This window comes from Pantoea sp. GM01, assembly GCF_000282675.1.
GTDB lineage: Bacteria > Pseudomonadota > Gammaproteobacteria > Enterobacterales > Enterobacteriaceae > Pantoea > Pantoea nemavictus.
In genome coordinates this window covers 1-13703 of record NZ_AKIU01000026.1, presented here as the reverse complement: position 1 = coordinate 13703, position 13703 = coordinate 1, and the positions used below count along the sequence as shown (strand labels likewise).

Sequence of the window (13703 nt, the reverse complement as noted above, 5' to 3'; positions counted from 1 at the left end):
CCTGATTTTCCCTGACGGCACTCTCGATGAAATTTCCCGGCAAACGCAAATCCAAACACTATTTCCCCGTCAACGCGCGCGATCCGCTGCTGCAAGCTACGCAGCAAGAGCAGGAAGAGGGCAGTTGGGTGGTGGGTATCGACCAGACGCTGGTGGATATCGAAGCCAAAGTCGACGATGACTTTTTGCAACGTTACGGTCTCAGTGCCGGTCACTCGCTAGTGATCGACGATGCCACCGCTGAGGCCCTCTACAACGAACTCATGCGTGAAGAGCTCATCAGCCATCAGTTTGCCGGCGGCACCATCGGCAATACCTTACACAACTACTCCGTTCTCGCCGATGATCGCTCTGTACTGCTGGGCGTAATGTGTAACAACATCCAGATCGGCGGCTACGCCTATCGCTATCTGTGCAATACCTCCAGCCGCATGGATCTCAACTTCCTGCAGGGCGTTGATGGCGCCATTGGCCGCTGCTTCACGCTGATTGGCGAGCAGGGCGAACGCACCTTCGCCATCAGCCCTGGTTTAATGAATCAGCTGCATGCTAACAACATCCCGGAAGAGGTGATTGCGGGGGCGTCGGCGCTGGTGTTGACCTCTTATCTGGTGCGCTGCCAGCCGGGCGAACCGATGCCGGAAGCGACCTTGCGCGCCATCGAATATGCGAAGAAACACAATGTGCCGGTGGTGCTGACGCTCGGTACTAAATATGTGATTCAGGATAACCCGCAATTCTGGCGCGATTTCCTGCGCGATCACGTCTCGATCGTCGCGATGAATGAAGAAGAGGCTTTCGCGCTGACCGGTGAGCAAGACCCGTTGCTGGCATCGAACATGGCGCTGGATTGGGTGGATTTAGTGCTGTGCACCGCCGGGCCGACCGGTTTGTACATGGCCGGATTCACCGAAGACGAGTTCAAACGCAAAACCAATCATCCGCTGCTGCCAGGCGCGCTGGCCGAATTCAACCAGTATGAATTTAGTCGCGCGATGCGCCATAAAGATTGCCAGCAGCCGCTGCGCATCTTCTCGCATATCGCGCCGTATATGGGCGGGCCGGAGAAGATCATGAACACCAACGGCGCGGGCGATGGCGCACTGGCAGCGCTGCTGCATGACATCACCGCCAACAACTTCCATCGCCAGAAGGTGCCTAACTCCAGCAAACATGGCCGTGAATACCTGACATATTCGTCGCTGGCACAAGTGTGTAAATATGCGAACCGGGTGAGTTATCAGGTGTTGAACCAGCATTCACCGCGTCTGACGCGCGGTCTGCCGGAGCGGGAAGACAGTTTAGAAGAGTCGTATTGGGATCGTTGAGGGTGGCATCGGTGCGCATTAATGCGCACCTGACGCCGGTAGGGTCGCCATTAATGGCGACCTGGCCTAAGACCGCACAAATTTAAATCGGGCACTCACGCACAATCGGGTTCTGCGCAATCTCTTCTTCCAGCACGTGCAACATGCTGTTAGCGATTTCACGTTCGCCCATCACCACACGATTGGCGCCGCGCTCCATAATGTAGGTCACCTCATCGTCATAATGCGCACGTGCGATGATCTCAATGTCCGGACGCTTCTCACGTGCGGCGGTGACCACTTCACCGGCTTCATAGCCATTCGGAATGGTCAGCAGCAGCCAGCGGGCGCAATCGAGACGCGCTAACTCCATGGTATCGACGCGTGCTGCATTGCCCAGTACCGCTTTGATGCCTTGCTCGCGCAGCGCTTCAACGCGTGGACGGGAGTTTTCCACCACCACCAGCGGCACATCCGCTTCCATCAGCTTTTGTCCCAGCAGGCTGCCAACGCGGCCATAGCCGACCAGCACGGCGTGGTTACAGATATCCACCGGAATTTGCTTCTCCTCTTCAATGGCTTCTTCCAGCGTCTGCTCTTCCATAGTCTCGGTTTTATCGAGATAGCGTTCCAGAAGGGTAAACAGAATCGGGTTAAGCATGATGGAGAGAATCGCCGCCGCCAGCACCAGATTGCGACCTTCGTCGCTCAGCATACCCAGCGAGATACCGAGGCCGGCGAGGATAAAGGCGAATTCACCAATCTGCGCCAGGCTCACTGAAATGGTCATTGCGGTACGACGGGAATGACCCAGCAGCGTCACCAGCAGCCAGGCGGCAATCGATTTGCCCAGCACGATAATCGCCAGCGCGCCAAGTACCGCCAGCGGCTGCTCAATCAGGATCATCGGATCAAACAGCATGCCGACTGAAACAAAGAACAGCACGGCGAAGGCGTCGCGCAGCGGCAAGGTATCGTGGGCGGCGCGGTGGCTGAGTTCAGATTCATTCAATACCATGCCGGCAAAGAAGGCGCCAAGCGCGAAGGAGACATCAAAGAATTCGACCGCACCAAAGGCGATACCAAGCGCCAGCGCCAGTACCGCAAGGGTAAATAGCTCACGCGAACCGGTAGCGGCACTCTTGGCGAGAATCCATGGCACGACGCGGCGGCCTACCACCATCATCAGCACCATAAAGGCGACGACTTTGCCGATGGTCAGCAGCAGATCCCACAGCAGCAGAGTTGGGCTGGCGTTGCCCTGTTCCAGCATGCCGGCGATGGCGGGCAGCAGCACCAGCGTTAGCACCATCACTAAATCTTCTACGATTAACCAGCCAATGGCGATTTGTCCGCGCTGGCTATCAATCAGTTGTCGTTCTTCAAGCGCCCGCAGCAGCACCACGGTACTGGCGGTAGAAAGACACAGGCCAAATACCAGACCGGTCATCCACGACCAGCCCATGGTCCAGGAAAGTCCCATTCCCAGCAGCGTCGCCACGGCAATTTGCGCGATGGCGCCAGGAATGGCGATGGACTTTACCGACATCAAATCCTTCAGCGAGAAGTGCAAACCGACGCCAAACATCAGCAGAATCACGCCGAGTTCAGCCAGTTCTGGTGCAAGGTTAGTATCTGCGACAAAGCCTGGCGTGAAAGGGCCGGCCAGCACGCCAGCCAATAAGTAACCGACCAGCGGTGAGATGCGCAGGCGGTTTGCCAGCATACCAAGGAGAAATGCGAGGACCAGCCCCCCGACAATGGTAGTGATCAACGGTGTGGTGTGATGCATGCCTGTCTCCTTGTGTGCAAATGTATCCGCTTGTAACAACCTAGTGTAATGCACAATCGCTCACCGCGTTTAAACATTTGAGCGGTAAAAGACCAGTAAATTGAAAAAATGAGACAAAAACGCAGCTGAAGCTTCATTTTCATCAGTTATCTCACTATATCGGCTGCAAATACGCAGAATGAAGGGCGATGAGGAAAAATAGTTGCCCTGTGAAAGGGGCTTAGGGAAAGTGGTTATCACAGATAAAGCCGTCATAAAGGGGATAACGGGTGACCAGGCCAGGATTTGGACGGTGGATGGCAGATTAGATTCTGGTGATGAGCAGCAGATCGTTGCAAGCTGATCCACGTAAAACGTCTTTCATCTTGAGTTAATGAGTCATCTGTGCGACACAGAAGGGCGAAAACGCAGATTAAGTCCACCGCTCAGTGGAAAAACGCAGAATAAGGAGATCGGCATTGTTTTTATCACCGCGAAAAGGGCGCTGGCTGGCGCTGTTAGTGTTACTGCTGCCGATGCTGGCGCAGGCGTGGCAAACGGATCGCAGTTATCGTTTCAGCATTTTGCACACCAACGATCATCACGGTCGTTACTGGACTAACGCTCAGGGCGAATATGGCCTGGCGGCACAGAAAACCTTGATGGATCAACAGCGTTATGATGTGCAGGCTAAAGGCGGTGGTGCGCTGATTCTCTCAGCGGGCGATGTGAACACCGGCGTGCCAGAGTCAGATATGCTGGATGCGGAGCCGGATATTCGCGGCATGAATCTGGTCGGCTATGACGCCATGGCGTTGGGCAACCACGAATTTGATAAACCACTCAGCGTGCTGCAGAAGCAGCAGAAGTGGGCCAAGTTTCCGTTCCTTTCGGCCAACATCTATCAAAAAGGCACCGACACGCGCTTATTTAAGCCGTGGGCGACCTTTAATCGCATGGGGCTAAAGATCGCGGTAATCGGCCTGACCACCACCGACACGCTGCGCATCTCCAATCCGGAGAATATCGCCGCCATCGATATCCGCGATCCGGTGAAAGAGACCGAGAAAGCGGTGGCGGAACTGCGCGCCAGTGAAAAACCTGACGTCATTATCGCACTAACGCATATGGGTCATTACGACGACGGTCAGCACGGTAGCAATGCGCCAGGCGACGTTGAGCTGGCACGCAGCCTGCCGCCCGGCACCCTCAATGTGATCATCGGCGGCCATTCGCAGGATGCGGTGTGCATGGAGAAAGAGAACGTCAGCGTAAAAGATTATCAGCCGGGCCAACCGTGCCAGCCGGATCGCCAGAATGGCGTGTGGATCATGCAGGCGAAGGAGTGGGGCAAATTCGTTGGACGTGGTGACTTCACCTTTCGTAATGGCGAGCTGACGCTGGAGAATTACCAGCTGATCCCGGTGAATCTGAAACATAAAGTGAAGAACCTCGACGGCAGCGAATCCTGGCTCACCTGGCAGGAGGAGATCCCGAAAAACAGCGCGATGATGAAGCTGTTAACCCCTTATCAACTGCGTGCCGGCAAGAAGCTGGATGTGAAAGTCGGCAGCAGCGATGGCGTATTCGTTGGCGAACGCGACAAGGTGCGATTTGAACAAACCAACCTCGGTCAGCTGATTTTGCGCGCGCAGATGGATGCGACCAAAGCGGACTTTGCCGTGATGAGCGGTGGCGGCATTCGCACTTCACTGGCGCAGGGTAATCTGAGCTGGCGCGATCTGCTGCAGGTGCAGCCGTTCGGCAATCAGGTGGTATCGGTCACGCTGACCGGCAATGAGTTGCTGAACTATCTGGCGACAGTGGCCAATATCAAAGTGGACTCAGGTGGCTTCGCGCAGTTCACCAACATCAGTTTGGTAGCGGATGGCAAAGGCGTGAGCGATGTGAAGATCAACGGCGAGGCGCTGCAAAAGGATAAAACTTATCGCATGGCGACCAACAGCTTCAACGCCAGCGGCGGCGACGGTTATCCGAACATCGAAACCCATGCCGGTTTCAGCAATAGCGGGCTGCGCGATGCCGATGTGCTGCGCGAATTTGTTAGCCAGCATTCTCCGTTGAAGATTGCCGACTTTGCGCCAACCGGCATCGTGCATCTGACGGAAGCGCAGATTGAGGAGCGCAACAAAGCGCAGGAGAAGCAGCGGAAACCAAGCTATCCGCAGATGATTCTGGCGTGGATTTGGCCGCGCGCCGCGCAGCAACATTGAACGTTGATGGCCAGGTGCGCATGATTGCGCACCTGGGCCGTAGGGTCGGCCTTCATGGCGACCGGTTTTCAGAGAGGCATCAAGCCTGACAGGATTTCTGCGTCACCCAACGGTGGCGCAATTTATCCCACACCCAGTTGTAGAGCATGGTGTAGGGCAGGAAGAACAGAAAGAACGCCACTTCCAGCACGAAGGCTTCCAGCAGCGAAATATTCAGCATCCAGGCGGCAATCGGCAAGCCGATCAGGATAAAACCACCTTCAAAGCCCAGCGCGTGCATAGCGCGCAGACCGAAGCCGCGTTTAACCTGCGGCGGCCAGATGCGATCAAAACCGGTGTTATAGATCATGTTCCACAGCATGGCGACGGTCGACAGCATGATCGCCAGCGCGCCCATCTGAAACAGCGGTTTCTCCATGATCCAGGCAGCCAGCGGCGCAACGGTGATAAGTGCCAACCCTTCAAAGCCTGCGGCATGACAAAAACGTTCTTTCAGCGAACGGGTACGCATAGAAACCTCCTGATTAGTGATGTCGCGTATTTTCGCACCCTAAAATGCTAAGATAAAATGATCACCTATCGATAAAAGCGATGGTTCACCATGAAGTACTCCCCGGAATCTCTTGAAGCTTTTGTGCAAACCGTCGCCAGCGGATCGTTTTCAGCGGCAGCGCGCGCGTTGGCAAAAAGCCAGTCCACCATCAGCAGCGCGGTAGCTAATCTGGAAGATGATCTGGGCTTCACGCTGTTTGATCGCAGCGGACGCCAGCCGGTGCTCACCGAACATGGACAGCGTGCGTTTGCGCAGGTGCAGCAGATTCTGGCCGCCAGCCAGCGGCTGGATGAGCTGGCGGTGCGCCTGTCGCAGGGGGTTGAGCCGCGCCTTAGCCTGGCGATCTCTGATTTCTGGCAGGCCGATCATCATCAAAATTTGCTCAATCGTTTTGATCAACGTTATCCGGATATCGAGTTCGAGTGCATGATCGCGGAGGATGCGGATGCTTTAGATCTGTTGCAGGCCGGTCGTGTGCATCTCGGCGTGGTACGGGCGCAGCCACAGTTGCCGCCGGATTTGGCGGTGGCGCGCCTGCAGGTTGGCGCGCAGATGGCGATCTATCTGCATCAGGATCATGCCTTGTCGCAGTTGCAGCAGGTGAGTGAAGGGCAGTTAGGTGAGCTGCGACATCTACGGCTCAACACGTGGGTGCAAAATCGTGAGCCGCTGCCCGCCGGACGCGTGTGGTCAGCGCCATCCTATCTGTTACTGCTGGAGATGGCGGAGCAGGGTTTCGGCTGGAGCGTATTGCCGCGCTGGCTAGTGGAGCAGTTTGGTCATCAGGTGCTGAAAGAGCTGCCGGTGCCGGGCTGGCCACAGCGTATTGCGGTAGATGTGGTGTGGTCACGACGCAATCCACCGGGGCCGGCCGGGCGCTGGATGATCGATCAACTCTGCGCCCAGCAGCCCGATTAATCGCGTCTGGCGACATCGGCCAGCGGCGCATCCAGCAGGCGCGACAAATCCTGCGCCGCCAGTTCGATATCCAGCCCGCGTTTGCCGCCAGAGATGAAAATGGTGGCGAACTCCGCCGCCTGCCGATCGATCACCGTTGGCAGACGTTTTTTCTGTCCCAGCGGGCTAATGCCGCCCACCAGATAACCGGTTACGCGCTGTGCCAGCTGCGGATCGGCCATATCGGCTTTCTTGGCGCCCAGCGCTTTGGCGACCTTTTTTAGGTCCAGCTGAGTTGAGACCGGCGTCACCGCCACGGCCAGCGCTTTGGCATCGCCATTGAGCGACACCAGCAAAGTTTTGAATACCTGGCGCGCATCAAGATTGAGCTTACGCACCGCTTCATCACCAAAATGAGTTTCATGGCTGTCGTGGTCATACGGATGCAGGGTAAAGGTGACGTTTTGTTTTTCCAGAAGTTTTACCGCGGGCGTCATGATTGGTCCTTGTTAGGAATATTCTTATTTCAGTTTTGATGGAAAAACAGTGGCGAAATTCTGAACTTTGCGCGAGAATTGGCCCGCGCCAGCAAGAGATTGCTGGTGATAACCAAAATCATAAACAAATTCCTCTTTGACGGGCCAATATTATTATTGGCCTTCTTTTTTTCTGAATTTTTCCATTGTTATCACTCGCACATACTTGTAGCGGCGCGATTTATCGCGCGCTTTTCAGCGACATTCGTAAGCTCAATTGAGCGCAATAAATTGCGCCGCTACGGATAAGTGCAGAATTTATTTCTTCAGCAACCCCGGCAAATTATCGTCGCCATACAGATGCAGCGCGCCCACCGCCACCACATATCGCCCTTTAGGTAATGCCAGCAACAGTTCGCGCCAGTGCTGATTACGATTACGCATCAGCGTGTCGTTAAGCTCGCTGCTAAAAGTGCTGGGCAACGCCACCGGTTGCTGCGTTGGCGGCGCATCCAGCCACCAGCTAATCATGGTTTGCAGCAGACGTGCGTTGGTATGCCAATGCTCAAGCGTATCCAGCAACAGCGGCAAACCATCTTGCGGCAGCGATTTCAGCAGGGCGATCTGGGTTTCCGGACCTTCCAGTTCAATAATGCGTTTATTCGCCGCTTTTGCCGCCTGCAACAGCTGATAATCGATGCCAAACTGCGGACGTAAGCCGAGTCGCTGCGCCTGTTGTGCCTGTAACATCAACGCGATTTGCCAGAACGGCAGCGTGTCGAAAACGCTCAGTGAAAGTGACAGCTCATCACACAGGGCTTGCAGCCGTTGCAGCACGTCAGCTGCAAGGCGCATTGCCAGCGGCGGATGCGCATCATCGTTGCTAAACGGCGATGCGCCTTGCGTAATATCGGCTTCAACAATCAGCGCGTCGGCTTTATTAAGCTGACGCAGCAAACCGGCGGGCAGCGGCTGCATGTCGCGCGTGCCCATATGGATGCTGCCCGCCAGATGCAGGCGTCGGTCACCCAGCTGAATATCCATGGCCGGCCAGCTGTAACTGGCCGGGAAAAGGGTCGCGATCCGTTGTTGGATGCTGTGCCACAGACCGTGTCTCATTCCCTGTCCTGTCCTTTTTAATGCAAAAATCCATGCTAGCGATTTCATCCACGGAAGAACAGGGCTGGAGTGGCTATTCCCGCTGCGCGGGCTTGAAGCGCAGCAAACGGTTAGCGTTACTCACTACGGTAATTGACGATAGCGCCATCGCCGCGCCCGCCACAATTGGGCTCAGCAGCAGGCCGGTAAACGGATAGAGCACGCCCGCGGCAATCGGAATGCCCAAACTGTTGTAAATGAAGGCGCCTAATAGGTTCTGACGCATATTGCGCAGCGTGGCGCTGGCTATCGACAACGCATCGGCGACGCAGTGCAGATCGTTGCGCATCAGCGTCATTGCTGCGGTTTCAACCGCCACGTCGCTGCCGCCGCCCATCGCGATACCGACATCTGCCTGCGCCAGCGCCGGTGCATCATTAATGCCGTCGCCCACCATCACCACTTTGCGACCTTGCTGCTGCAGCTGAGTAATGGCCTGCGCTTTGCCCTCCGGCAGTACGCCGGCAATCACTTCATCAATTCCGGCTTCGGCGGCAATTGCCTGCGCGGTTTTCTGGTGATCGCCGGTCAACATAATCAAGCGATAACCCAGCTGATGCAGACGCTGCAGCGCCACTTTGCTCTCCGGACGTAGGCTGTCACGCAGCGCGATTAATCCCAGTAGCTGATGACTATCGGCCAGCAGCACCGGCGTAGCGCCTTGTGCGGCAAAGTGCTCGATATCCGCTTGCGCGGCGCGGTAATCAATCTGATGTGCATCCAGCAGCGCCTGATTACCCAGCAGCAGCGTTCTGTCGTCAACTTTAGCGCTGATGCCTTTGCCACGTATTGTACGAAATTGCTTAACCGCTTCGCCGCTGACATCAGGCGCGGCAGCGAGAATTGCTTTAGCCAGCGGATGGCTGGATCCATGCTCCATCTGCGCCGCCGCGCTGAGCACCTGCTGGCGATTCCAGTCGCTGTAAAGCACCACATCGCTGACCTGCGGCGTGCCGCGCGTCAGGGTGCCGGTTTTGTCGAACACGATGGTATCGACTTCGCTGGCACGTTGCAGCGCATCGGCGTCACGCACCAGCACGCCCAGTTCTGCCGCGCGTCCCACGCCAGCAATCACCGACATCGGCGTGGCTAAACCCAAGGCGCAAGGACAGGCGATGATCAGCACCGTGGTGACAATCACTAAGGTATAAGCCAGCTGCGGCTGCGGACCAACCAGATACCAAATCAGGCCGCTCAGCAGCGCAATCGCGACCACCACCGGGACAAAAACGGCGGAGATGCGATCGGCCAGACGCCCGATGTCAGGCTTGCTGCTTTGCGCCTGTCGCACCAGATTAATGATGCGCGACAGCGTGGTATGGCTGCCGGTGGCGCGCGCGACAAAGTGCAGCGTGCCGTTTTGCACCAGCGTACCGGCAAAGATTTTGTCGCCCGACTGTTTGGCCTGCGGTACGGCTTCGCCGGTCAGCATGGCTTCATCAAACCAGGCTTCGCCGTTGACGACGTCACCATCTACCGGCACGCGATCGCCGGTCACCAGTTTAAGCGTCATGCCCGGCTGAACCTCGCTCAGCGGCAGCAAGGTTTCACCGTGATCGCTGACGACGCGCGCCTGCGCGGGCGTTAAATCCAGCAGGCGTTCCAGTGCTTTTGAGGCACGCTGGCGTGCGCGCTGCTCCAGCGCGTGGCCAAGATTGATTAAGCCCACGATCATTACGCCGGCTTCAAAATAGAGATGGCGTGCCTGATGCGGAAAGAATTCTGGCCATAGCGCCACACTCATTGAATAGAGCCACGCTGCGCCGGTTCCCAGCGCCACCAGCGTATCCATGGTGGCGGTGCCGTGACGCAAACTGCGCCACGCGCTGCGATAGAAATGGCCACCGGCAATCAGCATCACCAGCAAAGTGATCACGCCCAGCGTGCGCCACAGCGTTTGGTTATCGGCGCTCAGCATCATGTTGTCGCCGAGCATGCCCCAAATCATCATCGGCACGCCGAGCAGCAAGGCCAGCGCTGATTGCCAGCTAAAGCGCCGCATGGCTTGCCGTGCGCTGACCTGCTGGCGTTCGCGTCGCGTTTGTTCATCATCGATCACTTCGGCGGAATAGCCCGCCTGATCGACCGCGCTAACCAGCGCGTCGGCTGGTGCATCGCCGAGGATCAGCGCGCTGCGCTCGCCGAGATTGACGCGTGCCTGGCTGACGCCGGGCACGTTTTGTAGCGCCTGCTCCACGCGACTCACGCAGCTGGCGCAGCTCATGCCGCCAATCAGTAAGTGATGCACGGGAAGATCTTTGGTAAGCGATTCTGCCGGTTGCGACTCCGTTGTCAGCGCCTCCGGCGGCGGCTCTGTAGCTGTCAACGGTTTAGGCTTTGGGCTGGCTGCGCCGTCTTTCAGCACCGCGTGATAACCGGCTTGTTCCACCGTGGCGATCAGATCGCTGGCACTGGCGGCGCCAGTTACGCGCGCTTCTTCCTGCGTGACGTCGGCCTGTTCGACATCGCTGCGCTGCTCCAGCGCTTCTTTTACGCGTTTAACACAGTGGCCGCAGGACAAGCCGTCCAACGCCAGCAGTTGAGTATGTGGCATGGTTTACTCCTCAGGTTTTGACTGCATGCAAAATTTGCATTAGAGATGTACCCTAAACCTTCCATTCAGGGGAAGGTCAAGAGGTGAATATGAACATCAGCGATGTGGCAAAAAAAACCGGACTCACCACCAAAGCGATTCGTTTCTATGAAGAGAAGGGCGTGGTGACGCCGCCATCACGCAGTGATAATGGTTATCGCTATTACGCGGCGCATCATATTGATGAACTGAATCTGCTGCGCCAGGCGCGTCAGGTGGGGTTTACGCTGGAAGAGTGTCGGGAACTGGTGACGCTGTTCAACAATCCTGCACGGCACAGCGCGGATGTTAAAGCGCGCACCTTGCAGAAAGCCGATGAGATTGCCGCACATATCGAAGAGTTACACGTAATGCGTGCGCGCTTGCTGGAACTGGCAGAAGCTTGCCCGGGCGATGACAGCGCGGAGTGCCCAATCATCAATCACCTGGCCGGATGCTGCCATCACGCGGATGGCAAGCGCGACTCAGGGAAAAATTAAAGCGGGTAGGCAAAAGAGAAATCACGAATAAAGGCGCCATTCGCAGCGGCTATCGCTTTCACCATCTCGGCATAATAGTTTTCAACACCGATTTCATGCACCGCGGCGATCATCGGTTTAAGACGATCACAATAGATGTCTGGATTGAGCGAAGATGCGCGGTTTACATTGGGAACGTTCTCGCCACAAATGGCCTGATAATAGGTGCGTGTTGCACCTTTCACTTCGGCTGAAACGGCTTTCATATCGTCTTCAGCGGTAAGGATTTGCAGCGTCGGAATTTGATGCGCATCGATGGCGTTCTGTAGGCGATCAACAAACTGCTTAAAGAACTCAATTGAACCCAGGTCCATGACGCGCGGCGCGGTGGTGCGGCCCTGCGTGTTGCCAAGCGGTTTGCTGTGCTCTTTATGCGAATTAGCTGTTGTGGATGAAGATAATTTTTTCAGATCGAGATCAAACAGCAGATCCGCCAGCTCGCGGCGCTGTGCCAGATCCATATCCTTAATCTCTTTGACCAGATGGGCGACCTCATCTGACTTGTACTGGAAGTTCTGTAGCCAGATAGACCAGTACTCATTTTTCGCAACGAACCAGGCAGGTCGATTATCGGCGGAGTAACGCTTAATCTTCGCGCTTTTTTTGTCATATTCGATCGCTGTTCCATCGGCAAACTGGAACTGGCAACCGGCGAATAACGGATTCACGTCAACTTCCGCGCCTTGCTTTACCCACTCTTCAACCTCACTTGACATAAGGTAGGTAAGAGGAGGCTTGTCATTTTGGACACACTCAACCAGAGATTTTAAGTCAGGGATTTTACGTTTGAAATTATACCCATAGTAAATAAAGCGTTTCATGGCTGGCTATCCCTCTAACAGTGTGCAGGTGAATTTACCACATTGTTAGAAGCTTATCTTAACGACGTCGTATCAGTTTGTTCAAAGTGTGTTCTATGTCCTCAAAAATAGCCCCTTCCTCATAAAGCAAGGCTGCCGCTTGTTCAATCTCGCGATCGGTTGGCTTATATTCCCGAATGAATCTCGCATGTGAAATGACTAACTCGGGTGATTCCGCACAGATATCGATTTTGTAGAGCGCTATCAGACAGGAAACAATATGTTCTCTCAATGCGCACATCCCTACTGACAGTGAAACTTAGCGAAAACCACATTCTGATAGGCTAATGCTGCTGCATTTTTTACCCTTAGCGGGTGAAACGCCGAGTCTTGCTTAGCTTCGCGGATCAATTGGCGTACATAGGGTTGCGAGAGGCCAAATTCCTGCGCGATATCTGCCGCTGTGTTTCCTGCCACATGTGCCATATAGATTTGCTGATTGCGTTGTGTGTGATCTGACATCTAAAGTTCCCCGATAGTCTTTAGCTTATTTAAAGTGAGAGTTAAGTTAATGCTGAGTGTTGTGGTCTTGTTTATACGCTGAGAAAAGGGCCATCAGACGACAGCCCCGTGAAACACTTTGCTGTTAGTAATGGAAACCACCGCCTTGATGACCGCCACCCGCAGCAGCATGGGCACCATTACCGAAACCATGCGCTTCGGCGCTGTGTGTTCCTTCGGAATTGCTACCGCCATTGCCATGATCGTTATTCGCATGGCCATGCATCGCCCGTCCATTTGCCCCACCTTTCAGCGGATTACGCTCAAAGGCAGCGATGTGTGGCACCGCAACTTGTAAAGAAGGAGTCACCGCAGCCAACTCCGCCGCTGTGGTGGTGGTGCTGACACCGTTTACCGTCAGGCTAACCGGTGTCTTACCTGGCAGACTTGCCGCACTTACGTTGATTGAACCCACCATCATTTGCTGGCGCTGCATCTCTCCGAGCTTGTAGCTGGTGGCACTGACCTGCGGAGCCTGGGCAGGAGCAACACCCATCATCATTTGCTGGCGTTGCATCTCACCGAGCTTGTAGCTGGTGGCGCTAACCTGCGGAGCCTGAGAAGGCGCGACGCTCGCACTTTTCTGCTGGCGCTGCATCTCGCCGAGCTTGTAGCTGGTGGCGCTGACCTGCGGAGCCTGAGAAGGCGCCACGCCCGCACTTTTCTGCTGACGCTGCATCTCACCGAGCCTGTAGCTGGTGGCGCTGACCTGCGGAGCCTGAGAAGGCGCTACGCCCGCGCTTTTCTGCTGGCGCTGAATCTCGCCGAGCTTATAGCTGGTGGCGCTGAGCTGTTTAGCCTGACGATCGGCATCGGCCTGGCGGGCGTCAGCCAG

The 13703-nt window shown here is 55.8% G+C and carries 10 protein-coding genes and 1 pseudogene; 4 read left to right on the top strand and 7 right to left on the bottom strand.

All coding sequences use genetic code 11. From position 1 onward, the window contains the following. Positions 1-26: 26 nt before the first annotated feature. Complete coding sequence (locus PMI17_RS05375) at positions 27-1328, top strand: inosine/guanosine kinase (RefSeq protein ID WP_007886890.1); 1302 nt, start codon at positions 27-29, stop codon at positions 1326-1328. A gap of 82 nt (positions 1329-1410) precedes the next feature. Here the strand turns inward: PMI17_RS05375 and ybaL are convergent, their stop codons facing one another. Continuing rightward, complete coding sequence (ybaL, locus tag PMI17_RS05370; protein WP_007886889.1) at positions 1411-3099, bottom strand: YbaL family putative K(+) efflux transporter; 1689 nt, start codon at positions 3097-3099, stop codon at positions 1411-1413. A gap of 458 nt (positions 3100-3557) precedes the next feature. On the opposite strand from ybaL, the gene ushA reads away from it, so the two are divergent. Continuing rightward, the gene (ushA, locus tag PMI17_RS05365; protein WP_007886888.1) at positions 3558-5312 is read left to right on the top strand and encodes a bifunctional UDP-sugar hydrolase/5'-nucleotidase UshA; all 1755 of its coding nucleotides are present in this window, start codon (positions 3558-3560) and stop codon (positions 5310-5312) included. Between the two features lie 79 nt (positions 5313-5391). On the opposite strand, the gene PMI17_RS05360 is transcribed toward ushA, so the two are convergent. Continuing rightward, on the bottom strand, positions 5392-5823 hold the full coding sequence (locus tag PMI17_RS05360) for a multidrug/biocide efflux PACE transporter (RefSeq protein ID WP_007886887.1): 432 nt from the start codon (positions 5821-5823) through the stop codon (positions 5392-5394). Positions 5824-5913: 90 nt separating this feature from the next. On the opposite strand from PMI17_RS05360, the gene PMI17_RS05355 reads away from it, so the two are divergent. Continuing rightward, the gene (locus tag PMI17_RS05355) at positions 5914-6783 is read left to right on the top strand and encodes a LysR family transcriptional regulator (protein WP_007886886.1); all 870 of its coding nucleotides are present in this window, start codon (positions 5914-5916) and stop codon (positions 6781-6783) included. On the opposite strand, the gene ybaK is transcribed toward PMI17_RS05355, so the two are convergent. The 3 genes from ybaK to copA all read right to left on the bottom strand — a co-directional run bounded on the left by ybaK (position 6780) and on the right by copA (position 10950). Next, positions 6780-7259, bottom strand: a complete 480-nt coding sequence (ybaK, locus tag PMI17_RS05350) for a Cys-tRNA(Pro)/Cys-tRNA(Cys) deacylase YbaK (RefSeq protein WP_007886885.1) — start codon at positions 7257-7259, stop codon at positions 6780-6782. The genes PMI17_RS05355 and ybaK overlap by 4 nt on opposite strands. 297 nt (positions 7260-7556) lie before the next feature. After that, positions 7557-8357, bottom strand: a complete 801-nt coding sequence (locus PMI17_RS05345) for a TraB/GumN family protein (RefSeq protein WP_007886884.1) — start codon at positions 8355-8357, stop codon at positions 7557-7559. Between the two features lie 73 nt (positions 8358-8430). Next, positions 8431-10950, bottom strand: a complete 2520-nt coding sequence (gene copA / locus PMI17_RS05340; protein WP_007886883.1) for a copper-exporting P-type ATPase CopA — start codon at positions 10948-10950, stop codon at positions 8431-8433. Between the two features lie 89 nt (positions 10951-11039). Between copA and cueR the strand changes: the two genes are divergently transcribed. Beyond that, positions 11040-11468, top strand: a complete 429-nt coding sequence (gene cueR, locus PMI17_RS05335; protein ID WP_007886881.1) for a Cu(I)-responsive transcriptional regulator — start codon at positions 11040-11042, stop codon at positions 11466-11468. On the opposite strand, the gene PMI17_RS05330 is transcribed toward cueR, so the two are convergent. Both PMI17_RS05330 and PMI17_RS24430 read right to left on the bottom strand, forming a co-directional pair. Further along, the gene (locus PMI17_RS05330) at positions 11465-12328 is read right to left on the bottom strand and encodes a hypothetical protein (RefSeq protein WP_007886880.1); all 864 of its coding nucleotides are present in this window, start codon (positions 12326-12328) and stop codon (positions 11465-11467) included. The two genes, cueR and PMI17_RS05330, sit on opposite strands and share 4 nt — an antisense overlap. Before the next feature lie 625 nt (positions 12329-12953). Next, positions 12954-13703 (bottom strand): annotated as a pseudogene (locus PMI17_RS24430) (hypothetical protein); the annotation flags it as partial.